Genomic DNA, 15644 nt, shown 5'->3' with positions numbered 1-15644 from the left:
AACCTCCGTGCTTTGCACTGCGGTGCGAGCCCCCTTCGGGGCGGCCGTACGTGGGCTCATGCCGCATGCCCCTTCCATTGACGAACGGCCATGTAAAGGCCCGCGAGCGTGAGCACGACGAAGCCCGGCACCATCAGCGCCTGCGCGACCCAGACCGGCAGGCCGAGGATGGGCGAGGTCTCCTGGTACTCCAGCAGGTTCAGCGCACCGACCGCGCTGCGCCAGGCAACGGCCGCACCGAAGACGGCGACCAGCAGCGAGCCGAAAGCATCGAGCTTGCGGACCGTGCCCTCGGCCAGCTTCTGGGTGAAGAAGTCGACCTTGACGTCACCGTGGTTCAGGTGGCACCAGGCGAAGAAGCTGGCCGAGGCGAAGGCCGCGCACATCTGCAGCAGCTCGACGTCGCCAGGCACCGGCGCGGAGGCGACCTTGCGGCCGACGATGGAGACGATGGACATCAGCACAAGGCCGATGAACACGAGGCCGCCGAGCAGCGCCAGCACCTTGGACACGGCGCGCAGCGTCTGGCCATAGGCACTCAGCACCGTGCCGGGCGGCAGGTCCGAGGACAGGTTTTCTTGCATGAAGGAAGGACTCCAGGAATCGGGCCGCCTTGAGCAGGCACAAGGCATCGGCGAGTGGGCATGCGGCAGCGCGCCAGTGTCTGGCAAGGCTGGCCAGGATCAGACACTTCGGGCGCACGGCGCCCGAGGGGACGGAAACGCGCGAGGCCTCAGCCCGCGTCGGGCTGGCGGGACGGCGCCGCCAGGGCAAAGGCATCGAGCCGGCCACAGGCCGCGTCGACGGCCGCGATGGCCGGCCAGCGCGACAGGTCGACCTTGAAGCGCCGGGCGCTTTCCACCTGCGGGACCAGGTAGACATCGGCCAGCGTCGGCGTGTCGCCGCAGCAGTAGGCCCCGCGCGTGGTGTCGGCCGCGAGCAGCGCCTCGATGGCGTCGAAGCCTGCCGAGATCCAGCGCGCGCACCAGGCGTTGATGCGGGCCTCGTCAGCGCCGAAGCCGTGGCGCAGTTCTTCGAGGATGCGTCGGTTGTTGATGGGGTGGATGTCGCAGCCGACGATCGCCGCCAGCGCCCGGACCCGCGCCCGGGCCAGCGGCTCAGGCGGCAGCAGCGGCGGCTCGGGATGGACCTCCTCCAGCCACTCGATGATCGCGGGCGACTGGATCAGCACCTCGCCGCCGTCGAGTTCGAGCGCCGGCACCAGCGCCTGCGGGTTGAGTGCCTGAAAGGCCGCGCCCAGGTGCTCTTCGGTGCGCAGGTCGACCGCGACGTAGTCGGGCGCGAGGCCCTTCAGGTTCAGGGCGATGCGCAGCCGATGCGAGGTGCCACTGCGGAAGAAGTTGTGCAGCTTCATGGCGTGCGACGCACCGCGCTCAGGCCGCCGGGCCGACGTGCAGCGCGATGCTGCCGACGCCCTCGATCTGGCCGTCGATGCGGTCACCCGCGACGACCGGGCCGACGCCTTCGGGCGTGCCGGTGTAGATCACGTCGCCGGCCTGCAGGTGATAGAACAGCGACAGGTCGGCCACGATCTCGCGCAGGTTCCAGATCAGCTTGTCGAGGTCGGACGACTGGCGCGGCTGGCCGTTGACGGTCAGCGAGATCGCCCCGCGTTCCAGCACCACGCCGGGCATCGGCACGATCTCGCTGCAGACCGACGATCCCTCGACGTCCTTGCCCAGCGACCAGGGGCGGCCCTTGTCGCGTGCCACCAGCTGCAGGTCGCGGCGGGTCATGTCCAGGCCGCAGGCGTAGCCGAAGATCAGCTCATGCGCATCCTCGGCCTTGACGCGGAAGCCGCCCTTGCCGAGCACCACCACGAGTTCCATCTCGTGGTGGTAGTTGTGGGTCTCGCTGGGGTAGGCCACGGTCGCGCCGGACTCGACCAGCGTCGACGGCGACTTGGTGAAGTAGAACGGGCGCTCGACCGACTTGTCGACCGGCTTGCCCATCTCGATGGCGTGCGCGTGGTAGTTGCGGCCGACGAAGAACAGGCGGTTCACGGGCGCGCGCTGGTCGGTGCCACGCACCGGCAGCGAGGCGACGGGGGGCGGGTTCCAGAGGTAGGTGGTCATGGTGTCAGGCAGGTTGGATCGGGAAGAAGGGCCAGGCTGGCGGGCAAACGTATCGGCCTGCCGGCCCGGAAAGGTCGCTCGGACGCCTCAGGCGCGCACCTCGTAGACGCCCAGCTTGCGGTGCAGCGGGCTCTCGTCGGCGATGAAGAGGAAGGCCGGCGCATCGGCACTGGTGTTGCCTAGCGTGATCGGCACATAGCCCGGCACGCAGGCGGTGTCGGCCTCGGCCAGCGCGAAGGCCTGGTCCTCGCAGCCGACCGTGACGGTCGCACCGGCGGCGGCCTCGATCAGGTGGAAGACCATCGCCGGCGAGCGCGCCGGCAGCCGCAGCGTCTGGCCCGGTCGCAGCATCAGCGCGTAGAAGCCGAGGATGTTCTCGGCCGCCTCGCCGGTCTCGGGGTTGACGTAGCCGATCTGGACCGTCTCCAGGTCCGGCTGGTCCTCCGCCAGCGACGCCAGCGCCGCACGCGCCTGGACCCAGGGGTAGCGCAGCATCGGGTAGGCCTTGCGGCTGCGCTCGAACACCGGCATCGGCACGATGCCGGCACGCGCGTAGGCCCGGTCGCCGCGGCTGGGCGAGACGCCCTGGCGCTCGCCGTTGACGTGGTACGAAGCCTCCATGTAATAGACCAGCGGCAGGTCCAGCACGTCGAGCCAGACCACCGGCTGGTCGCCGTCGTGGCCGTGCTCGTGCCACAGGCCGGTCGGGGTCAGGATCAGGTCGCCGCGCGACATGGGGCATTGCTCGCCGTCCACCGTCGTCCAGGCGCCCTCGCCTTCGACCACCATGCGCACCGCGTTGGGCGTGTGGCGGTGCGACGGCGCCCACTCGCCCGGCAGCAGCAGCTGCATGCCGAGGTACATCGCGGCGCTGGCCTGCATCTTGTCCAGGCCGTGGCCGGGGTTGGCCAGCACCAGCACGCGGCGCTCGGCCTTCTCGATCGGCGTCAGCTCGCCGGCTTCCAGCAGCAGCGGCTTGAGCGTCGCGTAGGGCCAGTGCGTGGCGCGCGTGTTCGGGCGCGGCTTGCCCGGCGGCAGCACGCCGCGCAGGCTGGGCCACAGCGGCACGAGGTTGAGTTCGCGCAGCTTGGCGACGTACTCCGGCGGCAGGTCTTCGAGTCGGCCGAGGTCATTCATGGGTGTGTCCTGTGTTCTTCAAGCAGACGCGAGCGGCTCAAGCCGAGGCCAGGCAGTTCTCGACCTTCCAGCCGTAGAGCCATTCCATCGCATCGTAGAAACGATCGGCGCTGCGGCCGCGCCAGAGGTCGTTGCGGACCAGCCGTTCGACGCCCTTGGCATGGAAGATCCGGCCCATCTCGCGGGCCGACAGCACGATGCGCGCGGTGCGGGCCACGCGCGAGCGCTGGTAGAGGTCGAAGGCCTGGGCGAAGTCGTTGCCGCGCACGCGCAGGGCCTCGCCCAGCGTCACCGCGTCTTCCAGCGCCATGCAGGCGCCCTGGGCCAGGTACTGCAGCGTCGGGTGGGCGGCGTCGCCCAGCAGCGTCGCGCGGCCGTAGGTCCATTGGCCGATCGGCTCGCGGTCGGCGGTGGCCCAGCGTTTCCACGACTTCGGCAGGTCGATCAGCTGGCGGGCGCGCGGGCTGATGCCGGTGAAGTAGCTCTGCACCTCCTCGCGGCTGCCCTCGGTGACGCTCCACTGCTCGACCTGGCGGCTGTGGAAGGTCACGACCACGTTGTACTGCTCGCCGCCGCGCAGCGGGTAGTGGACCAGGTGGCAGTTCGGGCCGACCCAGATGCTGGCGGCGTTCCAGCGCAGGTCCTCGGGGAAGTCGGCCTTGTCGACCACGGCGCGGTAGACCACGTGGCCCGACACGCGCGCCTCGTCGCCCACGTACTGCCGGCGCACGGCCGACTTGACGCCGTCCGCGCCGATCAGCGCGATGCCGCGGTGGCGCTCGCCGTGCTGGTCGATCACGGTCACGCCGGACTCGTCCTGCTCGACCGACTGGACCTGCGTGGAGGTGCGGACCTGGATGCGGTCGCTGGCCTGCGCGCCTTCGAGCAGCGACAGGTGCACGTCGGCCCGGTGGATCACCGCGTAGGGGTTGCCGAAGCGCTTCAGGAAGGCCTCGCCGGTCGGGATCTTGCCGACCTGGTACTCGTCGACCGCGTCGTGCATGACCATGAAGTCGGTGTAGACCGCCCGGCTGCGCGCCTGCGGGCCGACGCCCAGCGCGTCGAAGGCCGAGAAGGCGTTCGGCCCGAGCTGGATGCCCGCGCCGATCTCGCCGAGCTGCGGCGCCTGCTCCAGCACCTGCACATCGAAGCCCTGTCGCGTCAGCGCCAGCGCGGCGGCGATGCCACCGATGCCACCCCCGGCCACCAGCACCGGTCCGGGGTTGCTCTTGCGGTCTGCACTCATGGAAATCCTCTCGTCGGTCACCGGGGCCGCCAGGCGGCCGCTCCGGGTTATCACTTGCTTGCTGATTGTCAGCATGCTGATGATTAGAATAAAGAACTTGTGACCCAGATCAACAGAGGGATAACCCTAGGAGTGCGCCCGCACCTCGCGGCGGCGGACCGGGTGCGGATCGGCGACCTGGCCGGGCGCCGATCGATTGTTCACGTCGCGTGAAGTGAGACGCCACGACCGGCCATGGCCTGCGCGCAGGCGCCGACGTATCGTTGCGGCCCTCGTCTTTCGACTCCCACAGGACACGCACCATGAAGTTCCTCATGCTCCACGGCATCAACCACAACATGTTCGGCAAGCGCGACCCGAAGCAGTACGGAACCATCACGCTGGCGCAGATCGATGCGCAGCTGGCCGGGCTGGCCGCCGAACTGGGCGTGGAGATCGAGTCCTACCAGACCAACCACGAGGGCGACATGGCCGAGCGCATCCACCAGGCCTATGTCGACGGCGTCGACGGCGTGCTGATCAATGCCGGTGCCTGGACCCACTACTGCTACGGCATCCGCGACGCGCTGGCGATCCTGACCTGCCCGATCGTCGAGCTGCACATGTCCAACATCCACGCCCGCGAGGCCTTCCGCCACGTCTCGGTCTTCGCCGAGATCGTGCGCGGCCAGATCTGCGGCTTCGGCGTCGACAGCTACCTGCTGGGCCTGCGCGCGGCGGTGTCGGCGGCGAAGGCGGCCCGGTAGATCGATCCGGTCAAGCGGCCCGGCAAGGCGCGCCTCAATCCGCCAGGTCGTCGAGGTCGTCCTCGTCGTCATCGAGGTCCGGGGCATCGCCGGCATCGTCGGCGCGGCGGCCGGTGCCCTTGCCGCGGGCGGCCAGCCGGGCGGCCTTGCGCTCGGCGCGTTCGGCCTCGCGCTGTTCGCCGGCGGCTTGCCAGAGCGCGTACTCGTCGGGCGTCTCCAGCGTGATGCGGCCCCAGGCGCCGCTGCGGAAGTCGTGCAGGATGATCTCGGCCGCCTTCTGCCGGTTGACGATGCCACCGGGCATCAGGCCGCCGCGCTTGCGACCGATCAGCTCCAGCAGCTCGCTGTCGGTCAGCGCCTCCAGGCCCTTCAGGCCGGCCAGCTTGTAGCGCGCCTCCAGCCGGTTGCGGTAGGGGCCGCGCACGCGGGCCAGCAGTTCCAGTGCGACGTCTTCCTCGTCATAGGCATTGCGGCCGATCGCGCCGCTGGCGGCGAGGTGGTAGCCGGCCTCGATCACGCTGATGCGCGGCCAGAGCATGCCGGGGGTGTCGAACAGGTAGAAGTCGCTGGCCAGCAGGATCTTCTGCTCGACCTTGGTGATGCCGGGCTCGTCGCCGGTCTTGGCGCTGCGCTGGCCGACCATCGAGTTCATCAGCGTCGACTTGCCGACGTTGGGGATGCCGCAGATCAGCACGCGCATGGGCTTGACCATGCCGCCGCGCAGCGGTGCCAGCACCCGGCTGGCATCGATCAGGCGCCTGGCCGGCGCCGGCTCGCTGGCGTCCAGCGCCAGCGCGTTCGTGCCCGGCTGCGCCTGGTAGTGGGCCAGCCAGAGCCGGGTCCGCTCGGCATCGGCCAGGTCCTGCTTGTTCAGCACCTTCAGCGAGGGCTTGCCGCGCGTCAGCTCGGCCAGCAGCGGGTTGGCGCTGGAGCCCGGCAGGCGCGCGTCGAGCAGCTCGATCACGACGTCGATCTCGGGCACACGCTCGGCGATGGCCTTCCGGGTGACGTTCATGTGGCCCGGAAACCATTGGATGCTCATGGGGGATGCCTTCAGAGTGGGTCGACGCGACGGACGGGCCGCCGCGTGCAAGGGGTCGACGCGACGGACGGGCCGCCGCGTGAAAGGCGCGAATGATGCCGTGATCGGCCGGCGTCGCGGCAAGCCGGCCTCGGGTGATCACCGAACGTGGACCTGGCACGCGCGTCCTTCGGCTGTCCGCCGCGCGGTGCCCGGACGCGCTCGGCACGGCCTGGTCGACCGGTTCCGGCAGCGCCCGATGAACCCAGTCTTGACGGGGCTGGCGGCCGGCGGCCCGACCCGCGGCGGGACGGCAGGACGTCACGGACGACGGGCGTCCCCGCGGGCTCACCCGCTCAGGTCCACCCGATGGTGGATGACAGAATCGTGCGATCTGCGCACCCGCCCATGACCCTCCACGTCCCGACCATCTTCATCGCCCTCCTGATGGCCATCGTGCTGTTCGGCGCGGCGCTGGCCCATGCCGGCGACGTGCGGACCGGACATGGCGCGCTGCAGCGCTGGGCCTGGGGCACCTGGTGCGCGGCCGGCGGCTTCGTGCTGCTGGGTTCGCGCCTGATGCTGCCCGAGACGCTGTCGGTCATCGGCGGCAACACGCTCATCGCCCTGAGCCTGCTGCTGACCGGCCATGCCCTGCACCGCTTCCTGCGCGAGGCCGACGTGCCGCGCTGGCAGGTCGCGCTGGTGCCGCTGCAGACCGTCATGCTGTTGGCCATCCTGGACCTGCCACTGGCTCGCCGCACGGCGCTGCTGTCGCTGTTCTATGCGCTGCAGCTCGCGCCATCGGTCTGGCTGATCGCCCGCCACGTCGCGCGCTCCGAACGCTCGATGCGCATGGTCGGCGCGACGCTGGGCCTGACCGTGCTGGCCCTGCTGCTGCGCACGGCGCACGCCACCCTGGACCCCTCCGCCTACGCCGACTTCTTCCAGGCCAGCCTGGGCAACGGACTGACCTATCTGGCGGCCTTCCTGTTCCCGCTCGGCGCGGGCTTCGGCTTCCTGCTGGCCAACCTCGAGCGCAGCAGCCGTCGCCTCGAACAGCTGGCCACGCACGACGCGCTGACCGGTTGCGCCAACCGCACGCTGTTCGACGCGATGCTGCAGGCGACGCTGGACCAGTCGCGCCGCGACGGCACGCCGGCCTCGCTGCTGGTGCTGGACCTGGACCACTTCAAGGACGTCAACGACCGCCACGGCCACCTGGCCGGCGACGCCGTGCTGCGGGCCTGCGCGCAGGCGCTGAAGGCGAGGCTGCGGGCCTCCGACCTGCTCGCCCGGCTGGGCGGCGAGGAGTTCGCCGTGGTGCTGGCCCGCTCGACCCGCGCCGATGCGCTGCGCGTGGCCGAGGACCTGCGTGCGGCCGTGGCCGGGCTGGACCTGGCGGCGATCGCGGCCTTTGCCGACGCCACGCCCTGGCACGTCACCGCCTCGCTGGGCGCCGCGACGCTGCCGGGCGGCACGGCGGTCGCGCCGGACGAGTTCTACGGCCAGGCCGACCGCGCGCTCTACGAGGCCAAGCGCCTGGGCCGCAACCGTGTCGTGCACGCGACCGCCGCGATCCTGGGCCGCTCGATGCCGGCGGCATCGGCCACGGAGATCTCATCGACCGGCGCATCCGACCGCGCGATCGCACGGACGCCCGTGCCCTGACGACACACCCTGCCGACGGTCAGCGCACGCGCCCGTCGAGCGCCTGCGCCATCAGGCGCCGGTAGTCGTCGAATTCATGCACGTCGCCATGGCCGGCCCCGGCGATGTCGACATGCCGGGCCGACGGTGCCAGCGCCTGAAGGGCGAGGCTGTGCGACGGCGGGATCAGGACATCGCGCTCGCCATGCACCAGCAGCAGCGGCGTGCGCAACCGGGCCACCGCCTCGTCGGTGCGCAGCGGGTAGCGCAGCAGCGACGCCGGCACCCAGGGGTAGTGCAGCCGCGCCAGCGCGGCCATGCTGCTGTAGGGCGACACGAGGACGGTCAGGTCCGGCTGCAGCTGCGCGGCCAGCGTGGCCGCCAGGGCCGAGCCCAGCGAGCGGCCGTAGACCACCACGCGCCGGCCGCGGTAGCGCTCGGCCACCGACTGCCAGACCGCCTGCACGTCGGCATGCAGCTGGGCCTCCGAGCCGATGTGGCCGCTGCTCTTGCCGTAGCCGCGGTAGTCCATCATCACCAGGTCCATGTTGGTGCGCCGGTAGACCTCGGTGTTGACGAACCATTCCTGCAGGTTGCCGCTGTTGCCGTGCAGGAAGAAGACCACCCCGGCCGGGTCGGGCCGGCGCAGTTCCAGCACCGACAGGCGGGCACCGGGCACGTCGACGAAGCGCTCGGACACGTCCGGTGCGGTCGACAGCGGCTGCGATGCCGGCGTCACCACCGGCTTGAACAGCAGCCGCTCCTGGCCCAGCCAGACCGCCAGGCAGGCCAGCGCCCAGGCCAGTGCCGGCAGCAGCGTCAGGCCCATCAGGACGGCCTTCCAGCGCCGTCGGCGGGGGGCGGGCTTCTCGACCGGTGCGGTCGTGTCGGTCATGTCGGGGCGCAGGGTGTGGATCGTGTTCATGACGATCGCATACGCAGGCCCGTGCGGACCGGATGCAGCCGGCGCCGGGTGGCGGCCGCCGTGCGGGAAGGCCGCATCCCGCCCCGGATCGAAGGTTCGACCGCTCAGACGCTGAGCCGGTAGACCTCGGCCGCCGTGCGCTCGTCCATGCTGTGCCCGGCCAGCGCCTGGTCCCAGTCGCTGCCTTGTGCGCCGTGCTGCACGGGCACACCGGCGATCAGCGAGGCGGTTTCCTCGGCCCCGGCGTCGAACTCCGCGAGCAGCTCGCGCGTGTCCGAGTAGAGCCGCGCCACCGCGCTGCCACCGGCATCGATGACGACGACATGCCGCACCGCCCGGCGCAGCCGTCCGGGGTCATGCCGGGCCGGGGATTCGATGCCAAAGCCGTCGTTCATCGCAACACCTCGCACAGGTTCGGCCGCAGATCCGGCCGCTTGCAAACGAGGCTATCACCGGCCCGCTGGCCGCGCATGGGCCTGGTGGCGACGCGGGTTAGCCGTGGCAGCGGACCGAGCCGCGCGCCCTTCGGCGTGCGGCCGTCCCGCCGTCAAGCCTCGCCGTGCTTGGTGACGAAGCGGATGCCGATCTTCTGCAGCAACGGGGTCGGCGGCAGGCCGCCGGCGCAGACGATGACGGCGTCGTTGCGCAGGGTGCGCGGGGCTCCGTGGCCCACGTCGATCTGGACATCGCGCTCGCCGATGCGCAGCACCTTGGACTCCAGCAGGACCTGGATGCGGCCGCTCTTCTGGTGGGCTTCGAGCGCGCTGCGGTTCTTGCCCTTGACGCGCGAGAAGGCGGCACTGCGGTAGCTCAGCGTGACCTCGGTGCCGCGCTCGTCGGCCAGCGAGATCGCGGCTTCCAGCGCGCTGTCGCCACCGCCGACCACCAGCACGGCCTGGCCGGCGTACTGGGCCGCGTCGCTCAGGCGGTAGACCACCTTGGGCTGCGACTCGCCGGGCACGTCGAGCTTGCGCGGCGTGCCGCGTCGGCCCATCGCCAGCAGCACATGGCGGGCGCGCTGCTCGCCCTGGCTGGTCCGGACCACGAAGCCGCCGCTGTCGAGCGGCTGGACATCGTCCATACGCTCGGAGAAGTGGATCTTCAAGCCGGTGCGCTCGACCACGTCCTGCCAGAAGGCCAGCAGCTTTTCCTTCTGGACCTCGCCGAACTTGACCTTGCCAACGATGGCCAGTTCGACCGGCGCGGTCATCGCGATCTTGTTGCGCGGGTAGTGGTAGACGGTGCCGCCGAGCGCGTCTTCCTGCTCGATCAGGCGGTAGCGCAGGCCGTGGGCCTTGGCCGCGAGACCGGCCGAGATGCCGGCCGGGCCGCAGCCGACGATCAGCACGTCCAGGTCGAAGCCCGCCGCCCCGGCCGGGTCGGCCTGGCAGCGCGCATGGATGCCGTTCATCGCCTGCCGGCCCTGCTCGGCCGCCTTGCGGATCAGGCCCATGCCGCCGAGTTCACCGGCGATGTAGAGGCCTGGCACGTTGCTCTCGAAGGTCGGGCTGACCGGCGGGATCTCCATGCCGCGCTTCTCGGTGCCGAAGACCAGCGAGATCGCGTCGAAGGGACAGGCCGGCTGGCAGGCGCCGTGGCCGATGCAGGCCGACGCGTTGATCAGCACCGCCTTGCCCGCGACCATGCCCAGCGCGCCTTCCGGGCAGGCCGACAGGCAGGAACCGGAGCCGATGCAGCGCGCCGGGTCGATCACCGGGTGCAGCGACGGCGGCTCGTTCAGGCCGGCGGCCGTCGCCTCCTGCAGCTGGTGCAGCGAACGCGTCTGGCGATGGCGCTGCAGCCAGACATAGCCCAGCACCGGCAGCACCAGGACGACGAGGTAGATCCAGGTGTAGTCCATCGGCGCTCCGGCCTCAGCGGCCGACTTCCTCGCCGATGACGATCTTCAGCCCGCTCGCCCCCAGCGCGACCGGCTGGCTCAGGCCCTGCAGGTCGCCCGGCTGCGGCATCGCGTTGCCAGTCTTGCTGACCCGCGCACCGACGATCACCTGCGGGAAGTTCGACAGCTTCATCGCCGGCGTCATGGCTGTGCTGTCGTCGAGCTGGAAGGTGATCGGCAGGTCCTTGACCTGCTTGCGCAGGATGGCCAGCGGCATGCGCGGGCCCTCGGCGGCACGGGCGAAGACGAACACGGTGTCCTCGGGCGAGGCCTTGGCGGCCAGCGCCGGGGCCAGGCTGACGGTGCCGGCCACGCTGGTCTTGCCAGGCGCGGCGGGCTGGGCCGGCGCGGCCGGTGCGGCAGCCTGGGCCGGCCGGGCGGCAGGCATCGCCGCGCCAGCCACGGCCTTGGGCACCTCGCCCACGGCCAGCGGCGGCAGGCCGCCGCGCTGGCGGGCCTCGTTGATGCTCTCGCGCACCTGGGCGGCCATCGGCGAGTCGGCCGGCTGGCTGACCAGGATGCGTTCCCACAGCGTCGACGCCGCCTTGAAGTCGCCGCGCAGGAAGGCCTCGGTGCCGGCGAGCGACAGGGCCTTGGGCTGGTTCGGGTCGAGCTTGAGGGCCTGCTCGATGTACTTCATCGGCTCACCGGCGATCTGGCGGTTGTTGGTGACGGCCAGCGCATCGGCGAGGTCCGCCAGCAGGCCAGCGTCACCGGGCACCAGCGCGATCGCCTTGCGGTAGGCCGGCACCGCCTCGGCCTGGCGGCCCAGCACGACGTAGGAGCGCGCCAGCATGGCCCAGCCCTCGGCGTTTTCCGGCTCCTTCGCGAGCCGGTCACGCAGGCCGTCGGCCATCGCGGAGATCTGCTCCATCGTGACCTCGTGGCTGCCACCCTGCCCGCCCTGCCCGCCGGCCGCAGCCGTGGCTTCGGGCGTGCCGGCGCGCTGGTTCCACAGCGACGGCGAACCCTTGTAGGCATAGCCACCGGCGGCCAGCGCCAGCACGAACATGCCGCTGAAGGCGATCAGGCGGACCGAAGGCCGGGCGCGGGCGGTGGTCGGTGCGGTGTTCGGTGCGGCCCCCATCGGCGCCGCCTTCGGAGCCGCCGCCGCAGCGACCGGCGTCGCGCCAGCCCCTGCGGCGTCGACCGTCGCGGTCGACTCGACCACCGAATCATCGACCTGGTTCATCACCTGCTCGACGATCAGGCGTTCGAGGCGCTCGCGGCTGGCCGCAAGCTGGGCATCGTCCAGCGCGCCGCTGGCATGCAGTTCCTGGAGCTGCTGGAGCTGGCGGCGCAGGGTGGCGAGATCAGGGGTCATGGAGGCGATCGGCCCGGACGGGCGTGAGGAAGTCGGGGACGCGGCCACCCGGCAGGGCGGGCCGCAGGCATCGGAAGGTTCAGGCGCGCGGGGTGGCCGCGGCAGCGGCGGACGCCTCGGCAGGGTCGGCGCCCGCTGCGGCGCGGGCGGCCTCGGCCAGATCGTCCTCGTCGGGCTCGAAGGCCTCGGCGGGCATGCGGCTGCGACGGCGCAGCACGACGATCAGCGCCACCAGCCCACCGACCATCAGCACCGCCGGACCGACCCACAGCAGCACCGTGGTCGGCTTGACCGGCGGGCGGTAAAGCACGAAGTCGCCGTAGCGCGCGGTCATGAAGGCAATGATCTCTTCGTTGCTGGCGCCCTTGTGGAGCATCTCGCGGACCTGCTGGCGCAGGTCGTCGGCCAGGCCGGCATGGGAGTCGGCCACGGTCTGGTTCTGGCAGACCAGGCAGCGCAGCTCGGCGGTGATCTGGAGCATGCGGCGCTCGAGCTCGGGGTCGGCGACCGCGGGCAGGGCCTCGGCCGCACGGGCGGCCGGCAGCATGACGGTGCAGGCCAGCACGAGCGCGGCGAAGGCGCTGCGCCAGGACCGCAGGTGGGACAGTCGATCAGGCATTGAGGGACTTCAGCAGGGGTTCGATGCGCTCGCGGATCACCTGCGGGGTGAGCGGGCCGATGTGCTTGAAGCGCACCACGCCCTCGCGGTCGATGATGAAGGTCTCGGGCACGCCGTAGACGCCGAAGTCCAGGCCGACACGACCGTTCAGGTCATGCAGCGACTCGGTGTACGGGTTGCCGAACTGGGCCAGCCACTGCTGGCCGTCGGCACGCTGGTCCTTGTAGTTCAGGCCGTAGATCGGCAGGCGCTTCTGCTGGCTGTACTGGACCAGCAGCGGATGCTCCTCGCGGCAGGCCACGCACCAGGAGGCCCAGACGTTGAGCATCCAGACCTGGCCGAGCAGGTCGGCGCGGCCGATGGCCTTGCCCGGATCGGCCAGCGTGGCGAGCTGGAACTCGGGCGCGGGCTTGCCGATCAGCGGCGACGGCACCTCGCGCGGATCGCGGTTCAGGCCGACGCCCAGGAAGGCGGCGATGACCAGGAACAGGCCCAGCGGCAGCAGGAAGCGCAGCATCTTGCGGTTCATGCGGAGACCCCTTCGGCCGCGTTCTGCGCCGCCGTCGCGGCAACCTTGCGGCGGTAGCGGCGATCGGTCGCGGCCAAGAGGCCACCCAGCGCCATCACGAAGCAGCCCATCCAGATCCAGTCGACGAAGGGCTTGACGTAGATCCGCACGATCCAGGCATCGTTGTTGTCGACCGGCTCGCCGAGCGAGACGTAGAGATCGCGCGCCAGGCCGGCCTCGATCGCGGCCTCGGTCATCGGGTTGCGCTGCACGCGGTAGACGCGCTTCTCCGGGTACATCTCGGTCAGCTTCTCGTCGCTGCCCTCGTGCGTGACCTTGATCTGGCCCTGTACGGCGGTGTAGTTCGGGCCCGGCACCTCTCGCACGCCCAGGAAGGTGAAGGTGTAGCCGGCCACGGTGGTGGTGTCGCCCAGATTCATCTTGACGTCGCGCTCGACCTCGTAGGTGCGCACCATCGTCACGCCGAAGATGAAGGCCGCGACGCCCAGGTGCGCGACCATCATGCCGACCGTGGCGCGCTGGACCTGGCGCAGGCGCTGGCCCATCGTGGCCACGCCCGGCAGCGGGCGGATCTTTTCCCACAGGTCGGTGGCGACGCTGGCGGCAACCCACCAGGCCAGCGCCAGGCCGATGCTCGACATCAGGCCGATGCGGCCGGCCCACCAGCCGCTGCCCAGCCCGCCGAGCAAGGCCACGACGGCGGCCCAGCGCAGGCGGCGCGCCAGGTCGGGCAACTCGGCCTGCTTCCAGCGTGTCATCGGGCCGACGCCCATCAGGAAGATCACCGGGATCATCAGCGGCACGAAGACGGTGTCGAAGTACGGCGGGCCGACGGAGATCTTGCCGAGGTTCAGGGCGTCCAGCAGCAGCGGGTAGAGCGTGCCCAGCAGCACGGCGGCCATCGCGACGACCAGCATCACGTTGTTGCCCAGCAGCAGGGTCTCGCGCGACAGCAGGCCGAAGCGCGCGCCCAGGCCGACGCTCGGGGCGCGCCAGGCGTAGAGCGTCAGCGACGCGCCGATCACGATCACCAGGAAGCCCAGGATGAACAGGCCGCGCGCCGGGTCGGTCGCGAAGGCATGCACCGAGGACAGCACGCCCGAGCGGACCAGGAAGGTGCCGACCAGCGACAGCGAGAACGCGATGATCGCCAGCAGCACGGTCCAGTTCTTGAAGCTGCCGCGCTTCTCGGTCACCGCCAGCGAGTGGATCAGCGCGGTGCCGACCAGCCAGGGCATGAACGAGGCGTTCTCGACCGGGTCCCAGAACCACCAGCCGCCCCAGCCCAGCTCGTAGTAGGCCCACCACGAACCCAGCGCGATGCCGATGGTCAGGAACATCCAGGCCACCGTGGTCCAGGGCCGCGTCCAGCGGGCCCATTGCGCGTCGAGGTTGCCGCCGATCAGCGCGGCGATGGCGAAGGCGAAGGCCACCGCGAAGCCGACATAGCCCATGTAGAGCATCGGCGGGTGGATGACCATGCCCGGGTCCTGCAGCAGCGGGTTCAGGTCGCGGCCATCGGGGGCCGGCGGCCACAGGCGGTCGAAGGGGTTGGAGGTCAGCAGCGTGAAGGCCAGGAAGCCCACCGAGACCAGGCCCATGACGGCCAGGATGCGCGCCAGCACCGGCATGGGCAGGTCGCGGCTGAAGCGGGCCACGGCCAGCATCCAGCCCGCCAGCATCAGCATCCACAGCAGCAGCGAGCCTTCATGGCCACCCCAGATGCCGGCGATGCGGTAGGGCAGCGGCAGCGCGCTGTTGGAGTTGCTGGCGACGTAGATGATCGAGAAATCGTGCGTGACGAAACCGACGCCGAGGCAGACGAAGGCACCCAGCACCAGCACGAACAGGAGGTTGGTGGCGGGGCGGGCCAGCGCCATCCAGTCGGCCCGGTTCTTCTGGGCGCCCGCCAGCGGCACGGTGCCCAGCACCAGGGACACGCCCAGCGCGATCCAAAGCAGGATGTGCCCGAGTTCGGCGTAGCTGATCATGGCTGGGCTCCCTTGCCGGCTTGCGAACTCTGCATCTGTCCACCTTCCTTGGCCCGCTTGAGGGCCTCGGCCGCCTCGGGCGGCATGTAGTTCTCGTCGTGCTTGGCCAGCACCTCGCGGGCCTGGAACACGCCGGCCTGCACGGTGCCCTGGGCGACCACGCCCTTGCCTTCCTTGAACAGGTCGGGAAGGATGCCTTCGTAGGTCACCGGCACCTTCTGCACCGTGTCGGTGACAACGAAGCTGACCTTGACGCCCTCACGCTGGACGCTGCCGGTCTCGACCATGCCGCCGAGCCGGAAGGTGCGGCCGTCCGGGACCTCCTTGGCGACGACCTGGCTGGGCGAGTAGAAGAAGACGAGGTTGCTCTCGAAGGCGCTGAGCACCAGTGCCGCGACGGCACCAACGGCGACCAGCACGCCGCCGGCAATCGCCAGCCGCTTGTGACGGGGTTTCATGG

General features: G+C 70.8%; 16 protein-coding genes. 2 read left to right on the top strand and 14 right to left on the bottom strand.

Annotated features, from left to right (window positions below):
- Window positions 1-56: 56 nt before the first annotated feature.
- The 5 genes from Q8X39_RS16265 to Q8X39_RS16245 all read right to left on the bottom strand — a co-directional run bounded on the left by Q8X39_RS16265 (window position 57) and on the right by Q8X39_RS16245 (window position 4479).
- Window positions 57-584 carry a TRAP transporter small permease gene (locus Q8X39_RS16265; RefSeq protein WP_305750726.1) on the bottom strand — a complete coding sequence of 176 codons (528 nt, stop codon included), beginning with the start codon at window positions 582-584 and terminating at the stop codon, window positions 57-59.
- A gap of 149 nt (window positions 585-733) precedes the next feature.
- A complete protein-coding gene (gene maiA, locus Q8X39_RS16260; protein WP_305750725.1) occupies window positions 734-1375 on the bottom strand; it encodes a maleylacetoacetate isomerase in 642 nt (213 codons plus the stop codon).
- 19 nt (window positions 1376-1394) lie between these two features.
- Window positions 1395-2096, bottom strand: a complete 702-nt coding sequence (locus tag Q8X39_RS16255) for a fumarylacetoacetate hydrolase family protein (RefSeq protein ID WP_305750724.1) — start codon at window positions 2094-2096, stop codon at window positions 1395-1397.
- Window positions 2097-2183: 87 nt separating this feature from the next.
- Window positions 2184-3233, bottom strand: a complete 1050-nt coding sequence (locus Q8X39_RS16250) for a cupin domain-containing protein (protein ID WP_305750723.1) — start codon at window positions 3231-3233, stop codon at window positions 2184-2186.
- A gap of 37 nt (window positions 3234-3270) precedes the next feature.
- Window positions 3271-4479 (bottom strand): 3-hydroxybenzoate 6-monooxygenase, encoded by a 1209-nt coding sequence (locus Q8X39_RS16245; RefSeq protein ID WP_305750722.1) that lies wholly within the window; start codon window positions 4477-4479, stop codon window positions 3271-3273.
- A 302-nt stretch (window positions 4480-4781) separates the two neighbouring features.
- Here Q8X39_RS16245 and Q8X39_RS16240 point away from each other — a divergent pair, with 302 nt between their 5' ends.
- Entirely contained in the window at window positions 4782-5225 is a 444-nt protein-coding gene (locus Q8X39_RS16240) for a type II 3-dehydroquinate dehydratase (RefSeq protein ID WP_305750721.1), read from the top strand.
- 34 nt (window positions 5226-5259) lie between these two features.
- On the opposite strand, the gene ylqF is transcribed toward Q8X39_RS16240, so the two are convergent.
- On the bottom strand, window positions 5260-6267 hold the full coding sequence (ylqF, locus tag Q8X39_RS16235; RefSeq protein ID WP_305750720.1) for a ribosome biogenesis GTPase YlqF: 1008 nt from the start codon (window positions 6265-6267) through the stop codon (window positions 5260-5262).
- A gap of 387 nt (window positions 6268-6654) precedes the next feature.
- On the opposite strand from ylqF, the gene Q8X39_RS16230 reads away from it, so the two are divergent.
- Complete coding sequence (locus Q8X39_RS16230; RefSeq protein WP_305750719.1) at window positions 6655-7917, top strand: GGDEF domain-containing protein; 1263 nt, start codon at window positions 6655-6657, stop codon at window positions 7915-7917.
- Between the two features lie 19 nt (window positions 7918-7936).
- On the opposite strand, the gene Q8X39_RS16225 is transcribed toward Q8X39_RS16230, so the two are convergent.
- The 8 genes from Q8X39_RS16225 to ccmE form a co-directional block, all read right to left on the bottom strand.
- A complete protein-coding gene (locus Q8X39_RS16225) occupies window positions 7937-8821 on the bottom strand; it encodes an alpha/beta hydrolase (RefSeq protein ID WP_305750718.1) in 885 nt (294 codons plus the stop codon).
- Window positions 8822-8925: 104 nt separating this feature from the next.
- Entirely contained in the window at window positions 8926-9216 is a 291-nt protein-coding gene (locus Q8X39_RS16220) for a hypothetical protein (protein WP_305750717.1), read from the bottom strand.
- Window positions 9217-9368: 152 nt separating this feature from the next.
- Window positions 9369-10682 (bottom strand): NAD(P)-binding domain-containing protein, encoded by a 1314-nt coding sequence (locus Q8X39_RS16215; RefSeq protein WP_305750716.1) that lies wholly within the window; start codon window positions 10680-10682, stop codon window positions 9369-9371.
- Between the two features lie 13 nt (window positions 10683-10695).
- Window positions 10696-12045 carry a tetratricopeptide repeat protein gene (locus Q8X39_RS16210; protein ID WP_305750715.1) on the bottom strand — a complete coding sequence of 450 codons (1350 nt, stop codon included), beginning with the start codon at window positions 12043-12045 and terminating at the stop codon, window positions 10696-10698.
- A gap of 79 nt (window positions 12046-12124) precedes the next feature.
- Window positions 12125-12664, bottom strand: coding sequence for a cytochrome c-type biogenesis protein (locus tag Q8X39_RS16205; protein WP_305750714.1), 540 nt, complete (start codon window positions 12662-12664; stop codon window positions 12125-12127).
- Complete coding sequence (locus tag Q8X39_RS16200) at window positions 12657-13193, bottom strand: DsbE family thiol:disulfide interchange protein (RefSeq protein ID WP_305750713.1); 537 nt, start codon at window positions 13191-13193, stop codon at window positions 12657-12659. Before Q8X39_RS16200 ends, Q8X39_RS16205 begins: the two co-directional genes overlap by 8 nt.
- Window positions 13190-15184 carry a heme lyase CcmF/NrfE family subunit gene (locus tag Q8X39_RS16195; RefSeq protein ID WP_305750712.1) on the bottom strand — a complete coding sequence of 665 codons (1995 nt, stop codon included), beginning with the start codon at window positions 15182-15184 and terminating at the stop codon, window positions 13190-13192. The genes Q8X39_RS16200 and Q8X39_RS16195 overlap by 4 nt, the downstream gene beginning before the upstream one ends.
- Window positions 15181-15642, bottom strand: a complete 462-nt coding sequence (gene ccmE, locus Q8X39_RS16190; RefSeq protein ID WP_305750711.1) for a cytochrome c maturation protein CcmE — start codon at window positions 15640-15642, stop codon at window positions 15181-15183. Before ccmE ends, Q8X39_RS16195 begins: the two co-directional genes overlap by 4 nt.
- Window positions 15643-15644: the final 2 nt, after the last annotated feature.

Origin of the sequence: Leptothrix discophora (assembly GCF_030705305.1) — a bacterium.
GTDB classification, from domain to species: Bacteria; Pseudomonadota; Gammaproteobacteria; order Burkholderiales; family Burkholderiaceae_C; genus Sphaerotilus; species Sphaerotilus discophorus.
The sequence above is the reverse complement of the archived record's forward strand: the minus strand, read 5'-3'. Positions and strand labels throughout refer to the sequence as shown.

Excerpts from the sequence above, each read along its gene's own strand:
- Q8X39_RS16265 (WP_305750726.1), bottom strand. The coding sequence starts at position 584 with ATGCAAGAAAACCTGTCCTCGGACCTGCCGCCCGGCACGGTGCTGAGT.
- maiA (WP_305750725.1), bottom strand. The coding sequence starts at position 1,375 with ATGAAGCTGCACAACTTCTTCCGCAGTGGCACCTCGCATCGGCTGCGC.
- Q8X39_RS16255 (WP_305750724.1), bottom strand. The coding sequence starts at position 2,096 with ATGACCACCTACCTCTGGAACCCGCCCCCCGTCGCCTCGCTGCCGGTG.
- Q8X39_RS16250 (WP_305750723.1), bottom strand. The coding sequence starts at position 3,233 with ATGAATGACCTCGGCCGACTCGAAGACCTGCCGCCGGAGTACGTCGCC.
- Q8X39_RS16245 (WP_305750722.1), bottom strand. The coding sequence starts at position 4,479 with ATGAGTGCAGACCGCAAGAGCAACCCCGGACCGGTGCTGGTGGCCGGG.
- Q8X39_RS16240 (WP_305750721.1), top strand. The coding sequence starts at position 4,782 with ATGAAGTTCCTCATGCTCCACGGCATCAACCACAACATGTTCGGCAAG.
- ylqF (WP_305750720.1), bottom strand. The coding sequence starts at position 6,267 with ATGAGCATCCAATGGTTTCCGGGCCACATGAACGTCACCCGGAAGGCC.
- Q8X39_RS16230 (WP_305750719.1), top strand. The coding sequence starts at position 6,655 with ATGACCCTCCACGTCCCGACCATCTTCATCGCCCTCCTGATGGCCATC.
- Q8X39_RS16225 (WP_305750718.1), bottom strand. The coding sequence starts at position 8,821 with ATGAACACGATCCACACCCTGCGCCCCGACATGACCGACACGACCGCA.
- Q8X39_RS16220 (WP_305750717.1), bottom strand. The coding sequence starts at position 9,216 with ATGAACGACGGCTTTGGCATCGAATCCCCGGCCCGGCATGACCCCGGA.
- Q8X39_RS16215 (WP_305750716.1), bottom strand. The coding sequence starts at position 10,682 with ATGGACTACACCTGGATCTACCTCGTCGTCCTGGTGCTGCCGGTGCTG.
- Q8X39_RS16210 (WP_305750715.1), bottom strand. The coding sequence starts at position 12,045 with ATGACCCCTGATCTCGCCACCCTGCGCCGCCAGCTCCAGCAGCTCCAG.
- Q8X39_RS16205 (WP_305750714.1), bottom strand. The coding sequence starts at position 12,664 with ATGCCTGATCGACTGTCCCACCTGCGGTCCTGGCGCAGCGCCTTCGCC.
- Q8X39_RS16200 (WP_305750713.1), bottom strand. The coding sequence starts at position 13,193 with ATGAACCGCAAGATGCTGCGCTTCCTGCTGCCGCTGGGCCTGTTCCTG.
- Q8X39_RS16195 (WP_305750712.1), bottom strand. The coding sequence starts at position 15,184 with ATGATCAGCTACGCCGAACTCGGGCACATCCTGCTTTGGATCGCGCTG.
- ccmE (WP_305750711.1), bottom strand. The coding sequence starts at position 15,642 with ATGAAACCCCGTCACAAGCGGCTGGCGATTGCCGGCGGCGTGCTGGTC.